Raw genomic sequence first — 22,763 nt, forward strand, 5'->3', positions numbered from 1 at the left:
CCCTCAGGATGAGGTCAGGTCTTGCTGCCAGATATCGAATCCCACCATAAGCACGACCTCATCCTGAGGAGATCGCGAAGCGATCGTCTCGAAGGATAGGCCACGAATGCGGTCGCACGGTACGGTCCGGACCAATCGAGACCGCGCCGTTTACGCCGCGCGCACGCCCGCCAGGAACGTGCCAACTTCGCCCGAGAGCTGCTCGGCCTGCTTGGAGAGGTTTGACGCGGCAGTGAGGACCATGCCCGCGGCATTGCCCGTCTCGTTGGCTGCCGTGCTGACGCCAGTGATGTTGGTAGTGACTTCCTTGGTCGCCTCGGCGGTCTGCGAGACGCTGCGGGCGATCTCGGCGGTGGCCGCGCCTTGCTCCTCGATCGCGGCGCCGATCGAGGTGGCGATGCGGCTGACCTCCTCGATGGTCGCGGTGATGCCGCCGATGGCGTCCACGGCCTCCTTGGTCGCTCCCTGGATCTGGGCGATCTTGTCGCCGATCTCGCGGGTGGCTTCCGCGGTCTGGCTCGCCAGCGATTTCACTTCGGAGGCGACGACGGCGAAGCCGCGGCCGGCCTCTCCGGCGCGCGCGGCCTCGATGGTGGCATTGAGCGCGAGCAGATTGGTCTGCGCGGCGATGCTAGAGATCAGCTCGGCGACGTGCTCGATCTGTTGGGCGCCGTCGGACAGCGCGCGCACGATGGTGTCGGTGTGGCGTGCGCTCTCGACCGCGCGGCCGGTGACTTCGGCCGATTGCGCGACCTGACGGCTGATTTCAGTGATGGAGGAGGAGAGCTCTTCGGCGGCGGCCGCCACCGTCTGGACGCGCTGGCTGGCTTCGGTCGCGGCCGAGCCGACCACGGCGGCGCGGCGGTTGGTGCCCTCGGCGGTCGACGACATCGACTTGGCCGTGGTCTCCAGCTCGCCGGAGCCCGAGGCCATCAGGCCGACGAGCTGACCGACCGACGCATCGAAGCGGTCGGCGAGGGAAATCAAAGCGTCGCGCTTTTCCTGCTCGCCGCGGGCCTTGGCCGCGACCTGTTCGGCTTCCAGCGTGCGCGCCGTCAAGGCGGTCTGCCTGAGCACTTCGAGCGTCTCGGCCATGCGGCCGATCTCGTCGCCGCGATCGGTCTCCTCGACCGGCTTGTCGATGGCGCCGTCGGCGATGTCCTGCATGCGGGTCTTCTGGCGGTCGAGTGCGCTGAGCACGTCGCGGGCGATCAGCCAGGACAGCGCTGCCATCAGCAGCATCAGGCCGCCGCCGATCGCGGCGAGCTCGAGCGTGAGCGCGCGCACGTCGGCGTCGATATCGTCGACATAGAGGCCGTAACTGATCGTGGCGTTCCAGGGCGTGAACTGGCGGACGAACACGGTCTTGCGGACGGGCTCGGTCTGGCCGGGACGCGGGTAGAGATAGGATGTGACGCCGCCCTGCGGCGCCTGCCTGGCGGCGTTGAGCTGAGCATCGGCAATCAGGACGCCATTGGAATCCTTGGCGCCTGTGATCTTGCCTTCGAGCTGCGGATTGGCGCCGTTGACCAGGATCGACGTGTCGGGATTGTAGACGACAGGATAGCCCTGGCCGCCGCCGAACTTCATGTTGCGGGCACGCTGGCGAAACTGCAGCTTGGCCTCGTCCGCCGTCATCTTGCCGGCGGCGGCGTCATCCTGGAAACTCTGCGCGAGGCCGTGGAGCAGGTCGACCGCGGCCTTCATCTGCTGGACCCGGTCGTCCATCATGCGGCTCTTGCTGAGCACGGTCGATCCCGCGATGATGGCCGTGACTGTGAGGGCTGCGAGGCACACCATGCTGGCAAGCTTGGTGCGGATCTTCAGATGGCTCAGCAGCTTCATCACAGCCCCTACGACATGTTTGTTATTGCTCTCATGGCTAACATGAAGTTCTTACCAATCATGAAGACAGGCGTGCGCGCGGCCGCCGCGCGGGTGATCCTTCGCAGCCCTATGCGCAATCGTGCAGGCAAATCGCGACGCGATGCCGTGCGCCGGTATTTTTGCGGGAACAGAAAGATTTCAGACTTTGATTGTGATCGAGCCTGGCTGGACGGGCAATGAACCGATTCGTTCACCGCATCGTCATGTCCGTGCTTCTTGTGGCGGCCCTCGTTCTCATTTGGAACGTGCTGGGCTCGCGCTGAACCGGCACCGGCGAAATGCCAGTGCCGGGTCTGCGGATCGGTTGCGCGCGCCTCAGCGCCGCGCGAAGGCGCCGCCCGGTGCGTCACTCTCCTTGCCGATCAGCGCATCGACGCTGACCGGACCACCGCCCGCTCCCGAGACGTAGAGGCAGGCGAAGCAGAACAGGATCGCGGCGGTGCCGCCGTTGAGCAGCGGCAGGAGCACCGGCGTGCCTGTCTTGAGCATGTGGCCCATGAAGTAAGCGAACGCCATTTCGCCCGACAGGATGAAAGCTGATAGCCGGGTGAACAGGCCGAGCATCAGGGCCGCACCGAGCACCAGCTCGAGCGTGCCGGCCGCATAGATCAGCGGCGGGATGTCGGCGAAGTAGGGCAGCGCAGGAAACTTGAACAGCTTGGCAACGCCGTACTGGAACAGCAGCAGTCCAGTGATGAAGCGAAACAGGCTCAAGAGAACCGGCTGAAAGCGAGTGAGATAAGGAAAGTTCATTGGTTTGTGCCCTCCATCCAATGCTGCGACTAGGACCGCATTCGGTTCCGCCCTGCAAGCTGCGCCAGGTCAATTTGCGCTGACATTTTTGTCATATCGGTCAAAACACCGCAGGCTGTGATTTTAGCCGCGCGCCATCCGCATTTTCTGAGCATCTACGCGTCGTGCCCGCCCGTAGTTCCCCGGTGACGCGAATGAGTTCAGGTTACCTCCGGGAAACCTAGCGCCGCAAGGCGGGCACGATCAGGAATGGGATCATTCCGAGCACCACGCTCGCAAGTGCGAACACGAGCAGCGCGTTATAGCCGTGGGTGGCGTCATGGATCAGGCCGCCGCTCCAGGAGCCGAAGGCCGAGCCCGAACCGCTGCCGATCGAGATCGTGCCGTAGATGGTGCCGACCCGCTTGCCCCGAAAAATCTTCATCGCAGTTGCGGTGATCAGCGGTCCGCGCGAGCCCATCATGCTGCCGAAGCAGACGACGAAGCCGGTCAGCAGGATGAGGTTCGGCGAATATTGCAACAGCCAGAGCAGGGCGATGCCGAGGATCGAGATCGCGTAGCTCAGCAGCACGGACGGCCGGCGCCCGATCAGCCCGTCGAGCGCGGACACCCCGATCATGCCGAACACCAGCACCACGCCGGAAAAACCCCAGGCGGTTGCGGCCTGGAGCGGGGGAAAGCCCGCATCGATCAGATAGGCCACGATCTGGGCCGCGATCGCATACATGCCGACGGCGGTGAAGAAGAAGGTCGAGAACAGCGCCCAGAAGGCATGGTGACGCATCGCGCTCAGAAGCGTCCAGCCGTCGTCGATGAAATCCGGATCGGTCTTCTTGACGACATGAGGCGAGCCCAACGCGAACAGGCGCCACGGCAGCAGCATGAGCGGCACCAGCAGACCAAGCGCGGCGAAGCCGTAGACCTGATAGGTCTCGCGCCAACCGAGATGATCGATCAGCAGCTGCGAGGCCGGCAGCAGCGCCAGCACGCCGCCGCCCATCGCCGAGTACACCACCGCCATCGCGGTCGGCAGCTTTGGCCCGAACCAGCGGCCGAGCAGGATCGAGTTCGGCACGTTGCCGATAAAGGCGACGCCAATGCCGACGCACAATCCGATCGAGAGCTGAAATTGCCAGAGCGCCTGCGCATGGCCTGCGATCAGGAAGGCCGAGCCGAGCAGCAGCAGGCCGAGCGCGTAGACGATGCGCGGTCCGGAATGATCGAACAGGCGGCCAACCAGCGGCGCAGTCAGTCCGCTGATGAGCCAGGTCAGCGAGTAGATCGAAACCACCTGCGCGCGATCCCAGCCGAAATTTTCGGAGATCGGCTTGAGGAAGACGGTGAAGCTTTCGCTTAAGCCCCGCCCGAGCACGGCCAGCGTGAAGCACAGCGCGAGCACGACAAGCGCGGTGCGCACCGCGTCCTGCTGCGTGCTTCCTTGTTCCGTCGACGTTTCCCGGGGCGTGTTCTGATCCATTGCCGTCAGGGAGCGCGCATCGACGCGCCCTGACAAGCATCAAAAGCTCATACGCCTATGCAGGCTTGAGCAGGATGTGCTTCTTCTTGCCGAAGGACAACTTGATCACGCCTTCCGGTGTCAGATTGGCAGCCGACAGCGCCATCTTCTCGTCGGTGACGGGGCCGTCGTTGACGCGCAGGCCGCCGCCTTTGATCTGGCGCCGTGCCTCGCCATTGGAGGCGACGAGGCCCGCCTTGACGAAGGCGTTGAGCACGCCGAGTCCGGCCTCCAGCTCGCCGCGCGGAATTTCCACCGTCGGCAGGCTCTCGGCGAGTGCGCCTTCCTCAAAGGTGCGGCGTGCGGTCTCGGCCGCTTCGTTCGCTGCGTCGCGGCCATGCAGCAGCGCGGTCGCTTCCGTGGCGAGCACCTTCTTGGCCTCGTTGATCTCCGAGCCGCCGAGCGCTTCGAGCTTCTTGATCTCGCTCATCGGCAGCGTCGTGAACAGCTTCAGGAACTTGGCGACGTCGGCGTCCTCGGTGTTGCGCCAGTACTGCCAGAAATCATACGGCGAAAACTGGTCGGCGTTGAGCCACACCGCGCCTTGCGCGGTCTTGCCCATCTTGGCGCCCGATGCGGTCGTCAGCAGCGGCGTGGTCAGCGCGTACAGCTGATGCGTACCCATGCGGCGGCCGAGATCGACGCCCATAATGATGTTGCCCCATTGGTCGGAGCCGCCCATCTGCAAATGGCAACCGGTCCGCTTGGCCAGTTCGACGAAGTCGTAGGCCTGGCAGATCATGTAGTTGAACTCGATGAAGCTCATCTCCTGCTCGCGCTCGAGGCGCAGGCGCACCGAATCCATCGTCAGCATGCGGTTGACCGAGAAATGCCGGCCGACGTCGCGCAGCATGTCGATGTAGTTGAGCTTGGTCAGCCACTCGGCATTGTCGAGCATGATGGCGTCGCTCTTGCCGTCGCCGTAGCGCAGCACTTTTGCGAACACGCCCCGGATCGAAGCCTTGTTGGCCTCGATCTCGGCGACGGTGCGGATCGCGCGCGTCTCGTCCTTTCCGGAGGGGTCGCCGACCATGGTGGTGCCGCCGCCCATCAGCGTGATCGGCTTGTTGCCGGACTGCTGAAACCAGTGCAGCAGCATCATGGTCAGATAGTTGCCGATGTGCAGCGATGGAGCGGTGCAATCGTAGCCGACATAGGCGATCGCCTCGCCCTTGGCGGCGAGCGCGTCCAGCCCCTCGAAATCGGAGCACTGGTGGATGAAACCACGTTCCTGCAGGGTGTTGAGGAAATCCGATTTAAATGCAGTCATCTGTCGGCATGCCTGACAATTCTTGGTTTACTGTTTTGGGAGCAATTTAAGGGTCCTCCGCCGGAACTGGATTGCTGCCCGCCACTTGGCGCTGTGGCATTATAAGATGTGTCCCTCTGGCACAAGATCGGCATGCCGGAGGAAGGGTTTTGAGGACGCTGATCCATGATGTTGACGGCACTCGGTTTGATGAGCGGCACCTCGCTGGACGGGGTGGACGTCGCGCTGATCGAAACCGATGGAAAACAGGTGAAAGCGTTCGGGCCGTCCGGCTACCGGCCCTATAACCCAGCCGAGCGCAATCTGCTGCGCCAGGCCCTCTCAGAAGCTGTGCACCTGCTGCAACGCGATGCCCGGCCGGGAATCCTGGCCGAGGCCGAGCGCGCGGTGACGCTGGCGCATGCCGAGGCGGTGGCCGCCTTCGTCGCCCAGAACCGGATGAAGCCCGAAGACATCGACATCGTCGGCTTCCACGGCCAGACCGTGCTGCACCGGCCCGAGCGGCGGCTGACGGTGCAGATCGGCGATGCGCTGGCGCTGGCCAAAGCCATCCATATCCCCGTGATGCACGACTTCCGCGCCGCGGACGTCGAGGCCGGCGGGCAGGGCGCGCCGTTCGTGCCGGTCTACCACCGGGCGCTCGCCAATTCGCTGGCGCGCGAAGGGCCGATCGTCGTGGTCAATATCGGCGGCGTCTCCAACATCACCTATATCGACGGCATCGACACGCTGATCGCCTGCGACACCGGGCCCGGCAACGCGCTGCTCGACGATTTCATGTACCGCACCATGAACCAGGCGTTCGATACGGAAGGAAAGTTTGCGGCGCTCGGCAAGGCCGACGAGGCCTGGATCGCCCGCGCGCTGGAATTGCCGTTCTTCGCAAGCCCGCCGCCGAAATCGCTCGACCGCAACGACTTCGCCGCGCTGAAGCTCGGCGATGTCCAGCCGGCCGATGGCGCCGCGACGCTCACCGCTTTCACTGCGGCTGCGATCGCGCGCGTCATTCCGTTGCTGCCGCGGCGGCCGCGAAGCTGGATCGTCTGCGGTGGCGGCGCACGTAATCTGACCATGCTGCGCAGGCTGCGGGAGCGGGTCGGCACGGCGACCGTCGAGGCAGCTGAGACGCTCGGCTGGGCCTCCGACGCGATCGAGGCGCAGGCCTTCGGCTTCCTCGCAGCGCGCGGCCTGAAGGGCCTGCCTCTGTCCTATCCGAGCACGACAGGCGTGCCGATGCCGATGACGGGCGGGGTGATCGCGCGGCCCTGAGTGAGGTGGTCGACCTTGACGGATGAATGCAGATGCATCTATATTGATGCAACTGCATCCAACTGTCGGGATTAGTCATGACCGCTTCGCTCAAACTGATCAGCCACAAGCTTTGCCCTTACGTTCAACGCGCCGTGATCGCGCTGAAGGAGAAGGGCGTTCCGTTCGAGCGGATCGATATCGATCTCGCCAACAAGCCTGACTGGTTTCTGAAATTGTCGCCGCTCGGCAAGGTGCCGGTGCTGGTGGTGACGACCGACAAGGGCGAGGTCGCGCTGTTCGAGAGCAACGTGATCTGCGAGTACATCGAGGAGACGCAAGCCGGCGCAAAGCTGCATCCGGCCGATGCCCTCAAGCGTGCCGAGCACCGCGCCTGGATGGAGTTCGGCTCGGCGATCCTCGGCGATCTCTGGGGCCTGGAGACCACGACCGATCCCGCGACGTTCGAAAGCAAGCGTCAGGCGCTGGTGACGAAGTTCGCGCGCGTCGAGACGGCGCTGGGCGCAGGCCCGTTCTTCGCCGGCGAAGCGTTCAGCATGGTCGATGCGGTGTTCGCGCCGGTCTTCCGCTATTTCGACCTGTTCGATGAACTGACCGAGCATGGCATCTTCAGCGATGTCCCCAAGGTGCGCGCGTGGCGGAGCGAGCTCGCAAAACGTCCGAGCGTGCGCACTGCGGTCGACGCCGACTATCCGCAATTGCTGCGCGCCTTCCTGGTGCGCCACGACGCGCATCTCTTGAAGCTTGCGGCCTGAGCTATGTCGCAGTCTCTGGCCTGGCTGATGCTGGTGATCGCCGGCGCACTCGATGTCGGCTGGGCAATCTCGATGAAATATGCCGAAGGCTACACGCGCATCGGCTGGAGCATCGTTTCGCTGGTGCTGCTCGCCGCCTTTGTCTTCCTGCTCGGGCGTGCGTTGAAGGTGCTCGAGGTCGGCGTCGCCTATTCGGTATGGACCGGAATAGGCGCCGCCGGAACCTTCGCCATGGGCGTCGTGCTGTTCGGCGAGGCCTTGAGCGCGATGAAGCTTGCGGGCATCGCGCTGGTGCTGATGGGGATCGTCGCGCTGAAGCTGGCCTAGAGCTCAGCGGCCATCTTCGCAAGCGTCGCGATCGTATTCATGTTTCGCGCGGTGCCGGCCTTGGCGGCGGGAATCACCAGTTTCGACGTCCCCATGCCGTCGCCGTAGTGCACGTAGATCTCGCGGCGGCCGAGGCGAACCTCCTCGTTGTTCTGGCCGCGGATGCCGGCGAGCGCGTCTGCAGGCGGCGCACCGTCGAGGAAGATTGCAACGGTGCGGTTGGGCGCAGCCTTTGGAAAAGGATTATCGGCCAGGACTTGTGCCATTTCGGTTGCGCTGCGCACGAGCGCGCCCACCGGTGCGCCGGCATAGGCATGCAGGCGCTTTTCGAGTGCGGTCTTGATCGCGGCTTCCGACTTGCGGCTGGCGAAGACGACGTTGCCGCTGGCAATGTAGGTGCGCACGGTGGTGAAACCGAGCTCCTCGCACATCGCCTTGAGCTCGGTCATCGGCAGCTTGCCGGTGCCGCCGACATTGACGGCCCGCAGCAATGCCACGAACGCGCCCACGGAAAGCTTCAGCGCACGTTGGCGAGGCGCATGTCGAGGTAGGCTGTGATGGTTTCCATCAGCGGCTCGAGCTTGGCGTCGAAGAAGTGGTTGGCGCCGGGGATGACCTGCTGGTCGATCACGATGCCCTTCTGGGTCTTCAGCTTCTCGACCAGCGTGTTGACGTCCTTCGGCGGCACCACCGCATCCTTCTCGCCGTGCACGATCAGGCCCGACGACGGGCAGGGCGCGAGGAACGAGAAGTCGTAGAGGTTGGCCGGCGGCGCGATGGAGATGAAGCCTTCGACCTCGGGACGGCGCATCAAAAGCTGCATGCCGATCCAGGCGCCGAACGAGAATCCGGCGACCCAGCAGGCGCGCGCCTCGGGATTGATCGTCTGCGCCCAGTCGAGGGCTGCTGCGGCATCCGACAATTCGCCGGTGCCGTGGTCGAACGAGCCCTGGCTGCGGCCGACGCCGCGGAAATTGAAGCGCAGCACCGAGAAGCCGCGATGCGCGAAGGCGTAGTAGCACTGGTAGATGATCTGATGATTCATCGTGCCGTGAAACTGCGGATGCGGATGCAGGACCATCGCAATCGGCGCGTTCTTCTGCTTGGCCGGGTGATAGCGGCCTTCGAGGCGGCCGGCGGGGCCAGTGAAAATAACTTCAGGCATGGGTGATCTCTTGATTGATGTCCTGGAGAGGCGGTTCTCCGCAATCAACCGATTGTGGCCTCATCGGCAGCGACGCCGGCGAGAGCGCGAATGGAAGGACGAGAAGGCGTGCGCCTCGCGGTGATGCGCAAATGGCGCGCGGTGACTTGACGGCCGCGTTCTAACATAGGCTGCGGGGCTAAAAGCAAGCATCTTCGACATCTGCCAATGTGCTCAAGAACTTAGGCTCATCATCGCGGTGTCATGCCAATGGCAGCCGGGGTGGAGCGGGGGCATGGCCCGGTTCGCATCTGTGGCGGCAACTAATTGGAATCACGATCGTTTATCGACCGTCGGGCGACCGACGGTGGCGATTCACACAGGCGCGGTACGCCCTCCAAGCGAGGCGACCGCGGGCCGGTAGCGGCGACTGCCCCCGAGCGTCTGCCCGTTGTCGAACGTGAGCTCGAAGTCCCCTGAGGGCTTGAAGTCGACGCCGCTCACGCGGTCGAGATTGGCGAGCCTGGTCCGGTGCACGCGCACGATGGCGAAGCGGGCGAGCTCGCTTTCGGTTGCGGCCAACGTGCCGCGGATCAGGTGCTGGGTGCCGTTGGCGAGGATGTATTCGATGTAGTTGCCGGCGGAGGCGACCCAGAGGATGTCACGCGGCGCGACGCGGACGCGGTTGGTGCCATCCCGGAGCCAGATCAGATCGGATGATGGTTGCTCCTGCGCAGCGGCCGGCATGGACGCGGCCACGCGGGCGGCCTTCCTCAGCTCACGCCGGCTTTCGATCAGCCAGAGCGTTGCTCCCAGCAGCAAGGCGGTCACGGCATCCTTGCGGAACTCGTACAGGACCGTCGCCGGCGAGAAGTGGAAGTCGTAGCCGCCCCCCGCCAGCCAAAGCAGGAGTTTCCGCAAGCCCACCATGCCGGTGATGTGGAAGGCCGAGAAGCCGAGCAGGGCGACCGCAGCGATTCCGATCCGTATCGCCAGCCCATGTGCCTGGCGCATGCGCCGCACGGCCAGCGTCAGGATCGGCACCAGCAGCAGGATGACGATGATGCTCGACAGCTCCCAGAACAGCCGCCGGCCAATGTCATAGCTGTCGCCGCGCCAGGCGGCGTCCTGCGCGCCCGAGAGCGCATTGACGACACCGATGGCGAGCGCGACGGCTGCGATCGCAGCAAACATCGTCCATTCGCCACTGATCCCGCCGCGCCAACCGCTCGTCCCGGACGCCGGCGCCTCGTCCCCTAGCGCCCGGTCCTGATCCCAAACCGTTTCGACGCGCTCCGTTTCGGGGGCATCTTGGCTGTCAGTCATGGCCCGAAAACCGCGTTTGCCGTCCCGTCAAGGAGCAGAGAACCATGTCAACACCGCAGCAAGTTTCGATTTCGGAACGACGCATCGATCTGGATTGGGTGCGGATTTTAGCCTTCGGGCTCTTGATCTTCTACCACGTCGGCATGCTCTGCGTATCCTGGGGGCGTTGGCGGAATTGCGCAGCAACAGCCGGCCTGATGTGCGGCGGCGGCTGATTGGCGCAAGGAGAAAAGGTGCTAAGAGGACGCATGCCAAGCCGCGTCTATCTCGACTGGAATGCGACCACGCCGCTGCGCGCCGAGGCGCGTGCAGCGGTGCTGGCCGCTTACGAGCTGATCGGCAATCCGTCCTCGGTCCACGCCGAGGGACGGGAGGCGCGGCGGCTGGTCGAGGACGCACGTAGCTCGCTTGCGGCAGCCATCGGCGCGCTGCCGCGGAACGTGGTGTTCACCTCCGCCGGAACCGAGGCCAATGCCTTGGCGCTGTCGCCCGGCTTGCGCAGCCGATCGGGTGAGCCGGTGCGGCGGCTCCTGGTTTCCGCGGTCGAGCACGCCTCGGTGCTGGCGGGCGGCCGATTCCCGGCCAACGACATCGGCCAGATCCGGGTCACAAGCTCCGGTGCGGTCGATCTCGATGACCTCCGCGCGCTCGTCGCCGCCGGCCCGCCGGCGCTGGTCTCGATCATGGCCGCCAACAACGAGACCGGCGCGCTCCAGCCGGTGGCTGAAGCAGCGCGGATCGTCCACGAGGCGGGCGGCCTCCTGCATGTCGACGCGATCCAGGCGCTCGGCAAAATTGGTTTCAATATTAACGCGGTAGGCGCGGATCTTGCGAGCTTTTCTGGGCACAAGATCGGCGGCCCCAAAGGCGTCGGCGCGCTGGTCGTTGCCGAGGGGCTTGCCGGGTTGGAGCCGGTGCTGCGTGGCGGCGGACAGGAGCTCGGCCGGCGGGCGGGAACCGAGAATGTCGCCGGTATCGCTGGCTTTGGGGCAGCGGTGAGAGCCGCCCTTGAGGCTCTGCCGGAAGATGCGGAGCGCATGACAAGTCTAAGAGATAGCTTGGAAAATGGTATTCGGGGCATTGCCGGGGCGAGCATCTTCGCGGAAAACGTGAAGAGGTTGCCAAATACCGTCCTGTTCACCGCGTCGGGGCTCAAGGCCGAGACTGCCGTGATCGGCTTCGACCTCGAAGGCATCGCCGTCTCCTCCGGTTCGGCCTGTTCCTCCGGCAAGGTCCAGCCGTCCCACGTGCTCTCGGCGATGGGGTACGACGCCAGCGTGGCCCAGGGAGCGGTGCGCCTCAGTCTGGGCTGGTCCACGCAGCCGGGGGACATCAATCGGTGCCTGGAGGCTTGGCGAAAGCTCGGTAATACCCTACTTAGAGGCTAAGCGACGAAACACGGCTTGAACGGTTCTAAGCCCGTGCTTTCCGCAGAGAAACATCGTAATACTCGTCCGAGTTTGATCCACCGCGGTCCTTGAAACCGCGAGCGGAGGATAGAATGCCAGCCGTCCAAGAGACGGTCGAGCGCGTCAAGCGCATCGACGTCGACCAGTATCGTTATGGGTTTGAGACCCTGATCGAGTCCGACAAGGCCCCCAAGGGGCTGTCGGAAGAGACCGTCAAGTTCATCTCCGAGAAGAAGAACGAACCCGCCTGGATGCTCCAGTGGCGGCTTGAGGCCTATCGGCGCTGGCTGACCATGACCGAGCCGACCTGGGCACGCGTCGACTATCCCAAGATCGACTTCCAGGACCTCTATTACTATTCGGCGCCGAAGCCGAAGAAGACGATCACCTCGCTCGACGAGATCGATCCGGAGATCCTGAAGACCTACGAGAAGCTCGGCATCCCCTTGCGGGAAGTGGCCATGCTCGAGGGCGTCGAGCCCAAGGTGGGCGAGGAAGATCCGGCCCGCCGCAAGATCGCGGTCGATGCCGTGTTCGATTCGGTTTCGGTGGCGACCACGTTCAAGGCCGAGCTGAAGAAGGCCGGCGTGATCTTCATGCCGATCTCGGAGGCGATCCGCGAGCACCCCGAGCTGGTGCAGAAATATCTCGGCTCGGTGGTTCCGACCTCGGACAATTTCTACGCGACGCTGAACTCGGCGGTGTTCTCCGACGGCTCGTTCGTCTACGTGCCGCCAGGCGTGCGCTGCCCGATGGAGCTGTCGACCTATTTCCGCATCAACGAGCGCAACACCGGCCAGTTCGAGCGCACGCTGATCATCGCGGACAAGGGCTCGTACGTCTCCTATCTCGAAGGCTGCACCGCGCCGCAGCGCGACGAGAACCAGCTGCATGCCGCCGTGGTCGAGCTCGTCGCGCATGACGACGCCGAGATCAAATATTCGACGGTGCAGAACTGGTACCCGGGCAATTCGGAAGGTAAGGGCGGCATCTACAATTTCGTCACCAAGCGTGGCGACTGTCGCGGCAACCATTCCAAGATCTCCTGGACCCAGGTCGAGACCGGTTCGGCGATCACCTGGAAGTATCCGAGCTGCATCTTGCGCGGTGATAATTCCCGTGGCGAGTTCTACTCGATCGCGATCTCGAACGGTTACCAGCAGGTCGATTCGGGCACCAAGATGATCCACCTCGGCAAGAATACGTCGAGCCGCATCATCTCCAAGGGCATCGCCGCCGGCAAGTCGCAGAACACCTATCGCGGCCTCGTCACCGCGCACCGGAAAGCCACCGGCGCGCGTAACTTCACGGCCTGCGATTCGCTGTTGATCGGCGACAAATGCGGCGCGCACACCGTGCCCTACATCGAGGCCAAGAACTCCTCGGCGACGTTCGAGCACGAGGCGACGACCTCGAAGATCTCCGAAGACGTGCTGTTCTACTGCGTCCAGCGCGGGCTCTCTCAGGAAGAAGCAGTTGGCTTGGTCGTCAACGGCTTCGTCAAGGACGTGCTCCAGCAGCTCCCGATGGAGTTCGCGGTGGAAGCGCAGAAGCTGATCTCGATCTCGCTTGAAGGGTCGGTTGGCTAATTGCCGACCCTCGCGGTGCGCTCAGGCGCTCCAACATCAATTGAATGAACTGGATGCCAAGATGGCTTTGCTTGAAGTGAAAGACCTGCAGGTTCGTGTCGAGGAGCGTGAGATCCTCCATGGGCTCACTCTGACTGTGAACGAGGGGCAGATCCATGCGATCATGGGGCCGAACGGCTCCGGCAAGTCGACGTTGTCCCATGTCATTGCCGGCAAGCCCGGCTATGAGGTCACTGGCGGCCAGATCCTGTTCAAAGGCGAGGACCTCCTGGAGATGGCTCCGGAGGAGCGGGCTGCCAAGGGCGTATTCCTCGCGTTCCAATATCCGGTCGAGATTCCCGGTGTTACCACCATGAATTTCCTGCGAACCGCACTGAATGCCCAGCGCAAGGCCCGCGGCGAGAGCGAATTGATGGTGCCGGACTTTCTGAAGAAGGTCCGCGAGGTCTCGAAGTCGCTGAACATCCCCCAGGACATGCTCAAGCGCGGCGTCAATGTTGGCTTCTCCGGCGGCGAGAAGAAGCGCAACGAGGTGCTCCAGATGGCGCTGTTCGAGCCGAGCCTGTGCATCCTCGACGAGATGGATTCCGGCCTGGATATCGATGCGCTGCGTATCGCAGCCGACGGCGTCAACGCGCTGCACTCGCCCAAGCGCGCGATGGTCGTCATCACCCACTATCAGCGGCTGCTGAACTACATCGTGCCCGACGTGGTGCACGTGATGTCGAAGGGCCGCGTCGTGAAGAGCGGCGGCAAGGAACTGGCGCTGGAGCTGGAAGCGTCCGGCTACACCCAGTTCGAGGATGCCGCGTAAGGAATCTTGCAATGAACGTTGCTGTGGCAAAGACCGGAAAGAGCCGCGCGGTGAGCGATCTCTTCACCAGCGCCGAAGGCCGGCTGCCGGGTTCGCCATCCGTGATCGCGGCGCGCCGCGAGGCGTTCGAGACCTATGAGCGTCTCGGCTTGCCGCACCGCCGGATCGAGGAATGGAAATACACCGACCTGCGCGCGCTGGTCGGCGAGGTGCTGCCGCTTGCGGCCGCGCCCGATGCGGCCGCACTGAAACGCGCCGCGGATGCCATCAAGGCGCATGCGATCGAGGGTGCCCGCAAGCTGGTGCTGGTCGACGGCGTGTTCGCCGCCGATCTGTCAGACGTCAAGGCGCTCGCCACCGAGGCGAGTTTCAAGACGTTGCGGGAGACGCTGGAGAAGGATGCGGGTCTCCTGAAGACCGCTGCCACCGACGCCGTGATCGCGCTCAACGCGGCGATGGCGACCGATGGCGTGGTGCTGTCGATTGCCGACGGCGCCCAGCTGTCCGCACCGATCCAGATCATCCACATCGCGACCGCAGCTTCCGCGTCGGCCTTCACCCGTTCGCAGGTCGCGATCGGGAAGGGCGCTCGCGCCACCATCGTCGAAAGTTTCGTGGCGGCTGGCGCCAAGGCCTACCAGATCAACGACGCCGTGCTCGTCACGGTCGGTGACGATGCCGATGTCGCGCATATCCGCCTGATGGACGACGCGCCCGACGCGCTGAACGTAACCTCGCATTTCGTGACGGTCGGCGCCAACGTCAAGTTGAATTTCTTCAACATGACCACCGGAGCTGCCGTCAGCCGCCTGCAAGGCTTCATCACGCTGGCGGGTGAGGGCAGCGAGCTCTCGATCAACGGCGTCAACCTGTTGCAGAAGACCGAGCATGGCGACACCACGCTGGTCGTCGATCATGCGGTACCCAACTGCGTCAGCCGCGAGGTTTTTCGCGCTGTGATCGACGATCGCGCCCATTCGGTGTTCCAGGGCCGCATCATCGTTCGCCCCGATGCGCAGAAGACCGACGGCAAGATGATGACCCGTGCGCTGCTGCTCTCTGACGAAGCCGAGGCTGACAACAAGCCGGAGCTGGAAATCTTTGCCGACGACGTCTCCTGCGGCCACGGCGCCACCGCCGGCGCGCTGGACGAGAACCTGCTGTTCTATCTGAAGGCGCGCGGCTTGCCGGAGAAGCAGGCCCAGGCGCTGCTGATCCAGGCTTTTGTGGGCGAAGCGATCGAGCAGATCGCTGACGACGGCTTGCGCGAGCATGTGATCAGCATTGCCGAGCGCTGGCTGGAGCGTCGGTCATGAGCACGCATCCCGCAGTCATGAACGGGTCTTATGACGTTGCGCGCGTGCGCCAGGACTTTCCGGCGCTCGCCATGCAGGTCTACGGCAAGCCGCTGGTCTATCTCGACAATGCGGCATCCGCCCAGAAGCCCAGCGCCGTGCTCGAGCGCATGACGCAGGCCTATACATCCGAATACGCCAACGTCCATCGCGGCCTGCATTATCTCGCCAACGCCGCGACCGAAGCCTATGAGGGCGGCCGCACCAAGGCCGCGCAGTTCATCAATGCTGCGCGGACCGAGGAAGTGATTTTCACGCGCAACGCGACCGAAGCGATCAATCTGGTCGCTTCGTCCTGGGGCGGGCCGAACATCAAAGAGGGTGACGAAATCGTCATCTCGATCATGGAGCACCACTCCAACATCGTGCCCTGGCATTTCCTGAGGGAGCGCCAGGGTGCCGTGATCAAGTGGGCGCCGGTCGACGACGAGGGCAATTTCCTCATCGACGAGTTCGAGAAGCTGTTGACGTCGAAGACCAAGCTGGTCGCGATCACGCAGATGTCGAACGCGCTCGGCACCATCGTGCCGGTCAAGGACGTCGTGAAGATCGCCCATGCCCGCGGCATTCCCGTACTGGTCGACGGCAGCCAGGGCGCCGTGCATCTGCCCGTCGACGTCCAGGACATCGGCTGCGACTTCTACGTCTTCACCGGCCACAAGGTGTACGGTCCTACCGGCATCGGCGTGCTCTGGGCCAGGTATGACCACCTCGTCGCGATGCGCCCGTATAATGGCGGCGGCGAAATGATCCGCGAGGTCTCGCGCGATGTCGTCACCTATGGCGATCCCCCGCACAAGTTCGAGGCGGGCACGCCCGCGATCGTCGAGGCCGTCGGCCTTGGCGCGGCCATCGACTACGTCAATTCGATCGGCAAGGAGCGCATCGCTGCCCACGAGCACGATCTCGTCACCTACGCCCACGATCGCTTGCGCGAGATCAACTCGCTGCGGCTGATCGGCACCGCACGAGGCAAGGGCCCGGTGATCTCCTTTGAGCTTAGGGGTGCGCACGCCCATGACGTCGCCACTGTGATCGACCGCCAGGGCATCGCGGTGCGCGCGGGCACCCATTGCGTGATGCCGCTTTTAGAGCGGTTCAACGTGACGGCCACATGCCGGGCCTCGTTCGGCATGTATAATACGCGGGAAGAAGTCGATCATCTGGCACAGGCGCTACTGAAGGCGCGGGATTTGTTCGCATGAGTGACACGGCCGAAATCAAAGCCAATCCGATGGAGACCCATTCGGCGCTGCCGCCGGAGGAGACCGAGCGTCTCACGACCGAGATCATCGCCGGCCTCAAGACCGTGTTCGATCCGGAGATCCCGGCCGACATCTACGAGCTGGGTCTGATCTACAAGGTCGAGATCAAGGACGATCGCTCCGTCGACGTGCAGATGACGCTGACGACGCCGAACTGTCCGGCCGCCGGCGAGCTGCCGACCATGGTCGAGAACGCGGTCGCCAGCGTTCCCGGCATCGGCGTGGTCGACGTCAAGGTCGTCTGGGAGCCGGCCTGGTCGCCGGAACGCATGAGCGACGAGGCGCGCCTCGTCCTCAACATGTGGTGACGCGTAACCTCGATATTGAATTCGCTCCGCAACGGACCACATAAATATCATGACCCAGATATCGTCCGGCTCGACACCAGCATCCACCCCGAAGCCGCGGCGCCCGCGCCCGCAGGTGATGCGGCTGACCGATGCCGCTGCCCAGCGCATCAGCGAGCTGACCCAGCGCGCCGATTCCGAGATCGTTGGCCTGCGCGTCGGCGTGAAGAATGGTGGCTGCGCCGGGCAGTCCTACACGGTCGAATACGCCCATGATATCCGCCCGACCGACGAGGTCGTCGAGGACAAGGGCGTCAAGATCCTGGTCGACCCCAAGGCCGTGCTGTTCCTGCTCGGCACCGAGATGGACTACAAGGCCGACAAGATGCAGGCCCAGTTCGTCTTCAACAATCCCAACCAGATCTCCGCCTGCGGCTGCGGCGAATCGGTCGAGCTGCGCCCGGCGCAGATCGACGGGTAGATTTCTCGCGTTGCTCTCGTGTCCCGGACGCGCTGCAGCGCGCTTGTGCTGCTGCGCAGAGCCGGGACCCACGCTATAGTCACCAGTACAAAGACGGCTGGGCCCCGGCTCAGCAGCGCACCGTTTCACGCTGCGCTGCATCCGGGGCACGAGAGAGCATGCCTATGGACCGCGAATTCCTGATCGACCTGTTCGCCGATTTCGGCCCCGTCGCCGTCCGAAAGATGTTCTCCGGCTACGGCATCTCCGCCGACGGCATCAACTTCGCACTCGCCCTTCGCGCCGGCCTGTTCTTCCGCGCCGACGAGGTGACCATTCCCGATTTTGAAGCGGAAGGCTCAAAGCCCTTCCAGTATTCGACCCGCGCCAAGACCGTGCTGGTGAACTCCTATTGGGAGCTGCCGGCGCGCCTGTTCGACGATTCCGAGGAGCTGGCGCAATGGGCGAGGGCGGCGCTCGCCGCCGCCCAGCGCGCCAAGGTGAAGAAGCGCCCGAAGGGGAAGAAGGTCGCGAAGAAGGCGGAGCCGAAGAAGCCCGTTGCGAAAAAACGGCCAGCCAAGAAGTCGGTTCGTAGGGTTGGCAAAGTGAAGCGTGCCCACCGTTGAAGTCCCGGTGTGGAGAGATGGTGGGCACGGCGCAAGCGCGCCTTTGCCGACCCTACGGCACGTCACTCCGCGGCCTTGGTCAAACCAACCCGCATATCCTTCGCCACGAACACACAGGTGCCGTCAGCAAGCACGCGGCCGTCGGCTATCCCGAGCACCAGCTTGCCGCGGCGGACCATGCGCATGGTGACCTCGTAGCGCACGGATCGCGTCTCCGGCGTGATGGCGCCCGTGACCTCGACCTCGCCGACGCCGATGGCGCGGCCCTTGCCCGGTGAGCCCGACCAGCCGAGCCAGTAGCCGACCATCTGCCACATCGCATCCAGGCCGAGACTTCCGGGCATCATCGCGTCACCGCGATAGTGACAATCGAAGAACCAGTGGTCCGGCACAATGTCGAGCTCGCCGACGATATGGCCCTTGCCGAACTCGCCGCCGTTCAGGCTGAGTTCGGTGATGCGGTCCATCATGAGCATCGGCGGCGCCGGCAATTGCGCATTGCCCGGACCGAAATAGCCGCCTTCGCTCGATCTCAGCAGCTCGTCCCTGGTGTAAGACGGTTGTGGCCTGTGAAAATCATGAGGATTGGGCACGACAACAAGTCCTCGATACGCGCGATCAGACGTTGCAGGTGGCGAGGAAGATGTCGTCCGTCAGGTTGGAATGTCAAGCGCGGCCCGCGTCTCTCGGCCCGCAGTGTCCCACCTCACGCCACCCGGTTGTGTGTCTCGACCGCGTATTCCGGGTCGACTTCGCAGATCACGCGGTTGCGGCCGTTGCGCTTGGCGGCGTAGAGACAGGCATCCGCACGCTCGATCAGGGCATCGGTGTCGTCACCCTGCTTCAGCATGGAGACGCCGACCGAGATGGTGACGCGGCCGAGGATCTCGCCGGTCGATTTCTTCTTCAGCTCCTTCGCCATCACGGCGCGGCGAATATGGTCGGCGACGGTGAGAGCCTGGCGCAGCGCGGTGTTGGGCAGCAGCACGGCGAACTCCTCGCCGCCATAGCGCGCAGTGATGTCCTGGCCCTTGATGGTCTGTTTCATGGACAGGCCGACCAGGCGCAGCACCTGGTCGCCGGTGAGATGGCCGTAGGAATCGTTGAACGACTTGAAATGGTCGATGTCGAACAGCAGCAGTGACAGCGGCTCGCCCGAGGCGAGTGCGTTCTGCACGGCCATGCCGATCATGCGGTCAAAATATTTGCGGTTGCCGAGCCCGGTCAACGGATCGGTCAGGCTCTCGGCGCGGATCGCTTCCAGGCTGTGCTGGAGATTGCTGATCTCGTTCTTCGACAGTGTCAGCCGGCCTTCCAGCGCCTTGTTGGTCTCGCGCATCTCGTCGGTCGAACGCAGCAGCGTCTCGACGATCGCCTTGATCTGCTCGCGGCTCTTGGCCGAGGACAGTTGCTCGGTCGCGCGCGACAGGCTGGTGTCGTAGGCGCCGGTCATCCCGAGCGCGTCGCTCAAGACCGTCATCACGTCGTCGATCTCGCCGATGACGCGCGCACCGACCTTGTCGATGCGGTCGGTCGTTTTGATGTGGGAGAGATAGGTGTCGTAGATCTGCTCGAGATCGGCTTCGGTCAGCTTGCCGCTACGTGCCAGCGTCTCGTTGATGATCTTGTTGAGCGGGGCATTGTAGCCGGTCGCGTAGACGTACCAGATCTCGTAATTGCGGGGAATTGCGGTTTGCTTCAGCGACCGGATCTGACCGAGCGCCACCTCGGCAAACGCCATCGTGCGTTCATGTTCATCGAGAACCTTGACCACAGAACATACCCCACAACGGTCGATGCGCTCGCGACCGCAGCAATGCTTAAATTATGTTCGTAGGCTAACGGACGATGATGAACGGTCGGTAAACGGTCGATCGCTCAACTCACGCGTGTATCGTGGTTTCAGGCCCCGGCGGGGGAGCGGACCGGTCGGAGCAGGAAGGCCGGGAGGTGCGAGTGATCGCCGGGCTCGGTATCGGCTTCGCGCTGGCGGCGCGGCTCGGGACGGCCGATCGACGGGACATGCGACGGATTGGCCGGCTGGCGCGATCCTCCGCGCGGCTCGGACGGCTGCCTTGCCTCGCGCGGAGGCCTTGCTTCGCGAACAGGCCTCGCTTCGCGAGGAGACCGTGCTTCAGCGGCAGGCGTTGCATCCGTCGAAGGCGCTGCCTCCGAGGAGAGTCGCGCCTCGCGCGGCTCGTGGCTGCGCTCACGGTCACGACCGCGCTGCGGCTTGCCGCGTCCGCCGCGGGAACGTTCGCGATCGCGTCCGCGCGATTCGCGCGGTCGGTCGCCCTGCTCACCCGAACCCGCATGTACTTCGTAATCGCCTTCCGCGCGGGGAATGCTCTGGCCGATCAGCTTCTCGATCGCGACCATCGACTTCTGGTCGAGCGGCGTAACGAGCGAGATCGCCATGCCGGACCGGCCTGCGCGGCCGGTGCGGCCGACACGATGGACGTAGTCGTCGGGATGGTGGGGGACGTCGAAATTGAAGACGTGGCTGACCTCGGGAATGTCGAGGCCGCGGGCGGCGACGTCTGAGGCGACCAGCAGCGGCAACTCACCCTTGCGGAACTGTTCGAGTGCCGCCGTGCGGGCCGACTGGTCCATGTCGCCGTGCAGGGCGCCGACGCTGAAGCCGTGCTTCTGAAGCGATTTGTGAACGACCGCGACCTCGCGCTTGCGATTGCAGAAGATGATCGCGTTCTGGAGATCCTTGGCCTCGCGCAGCAGGCGGCGAAGCAATTCGCGCTTTTCATGCGCCTCGCGCCCGGCCGGGACCTGACACTGCGTGACGGTGACTGCGGTAGTGGCGGGCTTGGAAACCTCGACCTTCTGCGGATTGTGCAGGAAAGTTTCGGTGATGCGCCGGATCTCCGGCGGCATGGTCGCGGTGAAGAACAGGGTCTGCCGCGTGAAGGGGACGAGCTTGCAGACGCGCTCGATGTCGGGAATGAAGCCCATGTCCAGCATGCGGTCGGCTTCGTCGATGACGAGCAGCTCGACGCCGGTGAGCAGCAGACCGCCGCGCTCGGTATGGTCGAGCAGCCGGCCCGGGGTGGCGATCAGCACGTCGACGCCGCGGGTCAGCTTGGCATCCTGGTCGCCGAAGGAGACGCCGCCTATCAGCAGGGCGACGTTGAGTTTCTGGCCGGCGCCGTAGCGGTCGAAGTTTTCCTTCACTTGCGCTGCGAGCTCGCGGGTCGGCTCCAGGATCAGTGTGCGCGGCATGCGTGCGCGGGCGCGACCCTTTTCGAGGATGGTGAGCATCGGCAGCACGAAGGCTGCGGTCTTGCCGGTGCCGGTCTGGGCGATGCCGAGCACATCCTTGCGTGCGAGGACGTGGGGGATCGCCTGTTCCTGAATGGGGGTGGGGGTGGTGTAACCGGTGGCCGCCACTGCGGCGAGGACTTTTTCGGATAGTCCGAGATTGGAAAAGGACATTGAGCCTCTGGTCGAAACCGCCGTTCGGAATCGAGGGTAATAAGGCTGTCGCGTTCCACCCCGAAACGGCGCGCTCTCAAAGAAGCTGGGGGTGCTGACTCACGCGAACAAAGCGCCAGCTCAGGAATCGCTCTTCGATACCGAGCCGCGTCGACCCGGAACATAGGGCGGAATCGGCCAAAGTCAATGGAGCAGGCGCGGGAAGACCCTAAAAACCCTCAGGTTTTTGCCCAAATACCGGGCGCGGCTGGGCTTTTCGCCGCAGCAGCCAGCTCGGTGGTTAACGCGCGCCTGCGGCCCGGGCCCGGAAATCGCCGGGCGCCATGCCATAGGCGGCGTTGAAGACCCGGTAATAGGTCGCCAGGCTCTCGAAGCCGCAGGCGCTGGCGATGTCGGCGATCAGCCGCTCCGGCGCTTCGCACATCAAGCGGCGGCTCTGCTTCAACCGCTCTTCCGTCACGGTCTGCGAGAAGCTGCGGTCGGCGACCTCGAACAGCATGTGCAAATGGCGCACGGAGACGCCGAGCAGGTCGGCGACACGCGTCGGCGCCAGATCGGGGTCTTGCAGATGGCGCGCGATCAGACGCCGCGCCAGCGAGAGGCGGCCGGTCCGGAGCGCGGCCTGTCCGCGCCGGCTGCCCGGCCTGACGATGCCGCGCTCTATCAGCGCCAGCTGCCCCAAGGCCTGTACAAGCAAGGCCTGTACAAGCGGGACCGCGCCGGACGAACCATCATTCGCGGCGGCGTCGCCGAGGTCGGCAAAGCAGGCGTCGAGCAGAGGTGCGAGAGCGGGATCGTTGAAAACCTTGGGCGCAAGCTCGCGCGTGCGCTTGTCCTGTGTCGCGAGGCCGCTGACGGGGATCTTCAGGATCCGCAGATGGAAACCGGAATCGCCCAACGGCCTCGTGTGGTAGGGCAGGTCGGTATGGCTGGTGGCAAAGCCGCCATTGGCGATCGCGAAATCGCTCGAGCGCATGCCGCCGAACCAACCGCCGCCGCCGAGCTGCTGGTAGACGCAGATGCTGTCACCCGGCGCGTAGCCGATGTCGGCCTGGCTGCGCTCGACCGCATAGGAAGACGCCTTCAGCTCCACGAGGGCGCCATTGCCGACCTGGCTCAGCGAGAATTCGCCGTAGAAGTCGCCGCGCCGTTCGCGCTCGAGCTCGGCGGTGACCCCGAACAGCCCCTTGGCGCGGACCTCGCGCCAGAAATCGAAGCGATCGTGCGGCTCGACCTCGTCGGTGCACCAGCGATACACGGCAGC

At 64.3% G+C, this 22,763-nt stretch carries 23 protein-coding genes and 1 pseudogene; 13 read left to right on the forward strand and 11 right to left on the reverse strand.

Going from position 1 to position 22,763, the window contains the following annotated elements:
- Window positions 1–150: 150 nt before the first annotated feature.
- Entirely contained in the window at window positions 151–1,845 is a 1,695-nt protein-coding gene (locus ABID58_RS17160; RefSeq protein ID WP_354033491.1) for a methyl-accepting chemotaxis protein, read from the reverse strand.
- On the opposite strand from ABID58_RS17160, the gene ABID58_RS17165 reads away from it, so the two are divergent.
- Window positions 1,828–2,067, forward strand: a complete 240-nt coding sequence (locus ABID58_RS17165) for a hypothetical protein (RefSeq protein WP_148748791.1) — start codon at window positions 1,828–1,830, stop codon at window positions 2,065–2,067. The genes ABID58_RS17160 and ABID58_RS17165 overlap by 18 nt on opposite strands.
- 135 nt (window positions 2,068–2,202) lie before the next feature.
- Here the strand turns inward: ABID58_RS17165 and ABID58_RS17170 are convergent, their stop codons facing one another.
- The 3 genes from ABID58_RS17170 to tyrS all read right to left on the reverse strand — a co-directional run bounded on the left by ABID58_RS17170 (window position 2,203) and on the right by tyrS (window position 5,426).
- Window positions 2,203–2,640, reverse strand: a complete 438-nt coding sequence (locus tag ABID58_RS17170) for a DoxX family protein (RefSeq protein ID WP_354033492.1) — start codon at window positions 2,638–2,640, stop codon at window positions 2,203–2,205.
- Between the two features lie 220 nt (window positions 2,641–2,860).
- A complete protein-coding gene (locus ABID58_RS17175; RefSeq protein ID WP_148748793.1) occupies window positions 2,861–4,117 on the reverse strand; it encodes an MFS transporter in 1,257 nt (418 codons plus the stop codon).
- A 55-nt stretch (window positions 4,118–4,172) separates the two neighbouring features.
- The gene (tyrS, locus tag ABID58_RS17180; protein ID WP_148748794.1) at window positions 4,173–5,426 is read right to left on the reverse strand and encodes a tyrosine--tRNA ligase; all 1,254 of its coding nucleotides are present in this window, start codon (window positions 5,424–5,426) and stop codon (window positions 4,173–4,175) included.
- 165 nt (window positions 5,427–5,591) lie between these two features.
- On the opposite strand from tyrS, the gene ABID58_RS17185 reads away from it, so the two are divergent.
- The 3 genes from ABID58_RS17185 (at window position 5,592) to ABID58_RS17195 (ending at window position 7,777) form a co-directional block, all read left to right on the forward strand.
- Window positions 5,592–6,695 carry an anhydro-N-acetylmuramic acid kinase gene (locus tag ABID58_RS17185; RefSeq protein ID WP_354033493.1) on the forward strand — a complete coding sequence of 368 codons (1,104 nt, stop codon included), beginning with the start codon at window positions 5,592–5,594 and terminating at the stop codon, window positions 6,693–6,695.
- Between the two features lie 77 nt (window positions 6,696–6,772).
- On the forward strand, window positions 6,773–7,450 hold the full coding sequence (locus ABID58_RS17190; RefSeq protein ID WP_354033494.1) for a glutathione S-transferase family protein: 678 nt from the start codon (window positions 6,773–6,775) through the stop codon (window positions 7,448–7,450).
- Window positions 7,451–7,453: 3 nt separating this feature from the next.
- The gene (locus ABID58_RS17195; RefSeq protein WP_148748797.1) at window positions 7,454–7,777 is read left to right on the forward strand and encodes a DMT family transporter; all 324 of its coding nucleotides are present in this window, start codon (window positions 7,454–7,456) and stop codon (window positions 7,775–7,777) included.
- Here the strand turns inward: ABID58_RS17195 and ABID58_RS17200 are convergent.
- The 3 genes from ABID58_RS17200 to ABID58_RS17210 form a co-directional block, all read right to left on the reverse strand.
- On the reverse strand, window positions 7,774–8,286 hold the full coding sequence (locus ABID58_RS17200) for a DUF1697 domain-containing protein (RefSeq protein ID WP_354033495.1): 513 nt from the start codon (window positions 8,284–8,286) through the stop codon (window positions 7,774–7,776). The two genes, ABID58_RS17195 and ABID58_RS17200, sit on opposite strands and share 4 nt — an antisense overlap.
- 8 nt (window positions 8,287–8,294) lie before the next feature.
- Window positions 8,295–8,942 (reverse strand): alpha/beta hydrolase, encoded by a 648-nt coding sequence (locus ABID58_RS17205; protein ID WP_007591562.1) that lies wholly within the window; start codon window positions 8,940–8,942, stop codon window positions 8,295–8,297.
- 354 nt (window positions 8,943–9,296) lie between these two features.
- Entirely contained in the window at window positions 9,297–10,247 is a 951-nt protein-coding gene (locus ABID58_RS17210; RefSeq protein WP_354033496.1) for a LytTR family DNA-binding domain-containing protein, read from the reverse strand.
- 44 nt (window positions 10,248–10,291) lie between these two features.
- On the opposite strand from ABID58_RS17210, the pseudogene ABID58_RS17215 reads away from it, so the two are divergent.
- The 9 genes and pseudogenes from ABID58_RS17215 to ABID58_RS17255 form a co-directional block, all read left to right on the forward strand.
- Window positions 10,292–10,411 (forward strand): annotated as a pseudogene (locus ABID58_RS17215) (acyltransferase family protein); the annotation flags it as partial.
- 84 nt (window positions 10,412–10,495) lie between these two features.
- Window positions 10,496–11,635, forward strand: coding sequence for a cysteine desulfurase family protein (locus ABID58_RS17220; protein WP_354033497.1), 1,140 nt, complete (start codon window positions 10,496–10,498; stop codon window positions 11,633–11,635).
- Window positions 11,636–11,748: 113 nt separating this feature from the next.
- Window positions 11,749–13,245 carry a Fe-S cluster assembly protein SufB gene (sufB, locus tag ABID58_RS17225; RefSeq protein WP_148748802.1) on the forward strand — a complete coding sequence of 499 codons (1,497 nt, stop codon included), beginning with the start codon at window positions 11,749–11,751 and terminating at the stop codon, window positions 13,243–13,245.
- Window positions 13,246–13,306: 61 nt separating this feature from the next.
- Window positions 13,307–14,059 carry a Fe-S cluster assembly ATPase SufC gene (sufC, locus tag ABID58_RS17230; RefSeq protein ID WP_354033498.1) on the forward strand — a complete coding sequence of 251 codons (753 nt, stop codon included), beginning with the start codon at window positions 13,307–13,309 and terminating at the stop codon, window positions 14,057–14,059.
- Between the two features lie 11 nt (window positions 14,060–14,070).
- Entirely contained in the window at window positions 14,071–15,375 is a 1,305-nt protein-coding gene (gene sufD, locus ABID58_RS17235) for a Fe-S cluster assembly protein SufD (RefSeq protein WP_354033499.1), read from the forward strand.
- Entirely contained in the window at window positions 15,372–16,619 is a 1,248-nt protein-coding gene (locus ABID58_RS17240) for a cysteine desulfurase (RefSeq protein ID WP_354033500.1), read from the forward strand. Before sufD ends, ABID58_RS17240 begins: the two co-directional genes overlap by 4 nt.
- Entirely contained in the window at window positions 16,616–16,987 is a 372-nt protein-coding gene (locus ABID58_RS17245) for an SUF system Fe-S cluster assembly protein (protein WP_354033501.1), read from the forward strand. The genes ABID58_RS17240 and ABID58_RS17245 overlap by 4 nt, the downstream gene beginning before the upstream one ends.
- Before the next feature lie 49 nt (window positions 16,988–17,036).
- Complete coding sequence (locus tag ABID58_RS17250; protein WP_148748807.1) at window positions 17,037–17,447, forward strand: HesB/IscA family protein; 411 nt, start codon at window positions 17,037–17,039, stop codon at window positions 17,445–17,447.
- A 164-nt stretch (window positions 17,448–17,611) separates the two neighbouring features.
- The gene (locus tag ABID58_RS17255) at window positions 17,612–18,052 is read left to right on the forward strand and encodes a TfoX/Sxy family protein (RefSeq protein ID WP_354033572.1); all 441 of its coding nucleotides are present in this window, start codon (window positions 17,612–17,614) and stop codon (window positions 18,050–18,052) included.
- A 62-nt stretch (window positions 18,053–18,114) separates the two neighbouring features.
- Here ABID58_RS17255 and fabA read toward each other — a convergent pair whose 3' ends face one another.
- The 4 genes from fabA to ABID58_RS17275 form a co-directional block, all read right to left on the reverse strand.
- The gene (gene fabA / locus ABID58_RS17260) at window positions 18,115–18,645 is read right to left on the reverse strand and encodes a bifunctional 3-hydroxydecanoyl-ACP dehydratase/trans-2-decenoyl-ACP isomerase (RefSeq protein ID WP_354033502.1); all 531 of its coding nucleotides are present in this window, start codon (window positions 18,643–18,645) and stop codon (window positions 18,115–18,117) included.
- A gap of 113 nt (window positions 18,646–18,758) precedes the next feature.
- Window positions 18,759–19,826, reverse strand: coding sequence for a GGDEF domain-containing protein (locus tag ABID58_RS17265; protein ID WP_354033503.1), 1,068 nt, complete (start codon window positions 19,824–19,826; stop codon window positions 18,759–18,761).
- 128 nt (window positions 19,827–19,954) lie between these two features.
- A complete protein-coding gene (locus tag ABID58_RS17270; RefSeq protein WP_354033504.1) occupies window positions 19,955–21,499 on the reverse strand; it encodes a DEAD/DEAH box helicase in 1,545 nt (514 codons plus the stop codon).
- A gap of 280 nt (window positions 21,500–21,779) precedes the next feature.
- The gene (locus tag ABID58_RS17275; protein WP_148748811.1) at window positions 21,780–22,757 is read right to left on the reverse strand and encodes a helix-turn-helix transcriptional regulator; all 978 of its coding nucleotides are present in this window, start codon (window positions 22,755–22,757) and stop codon (window positions 21,780–21,782) included.
- Between the last annotated feature and the right edge of the window lie 6 nt (window positions 22,758–22,763).

Origin of the sequence: Bradyrhizobium sp. S3.2.6, assembly GCF_040546885.1 — a bacterium.
Taxonomy (GTDB): Bacteria; Pseudomonadota; Alphaproteobacteria; order Rhizobiales; family Xanthobacteraceae; genus Bradyrhizobium; species Bradyrhizobium cytisi.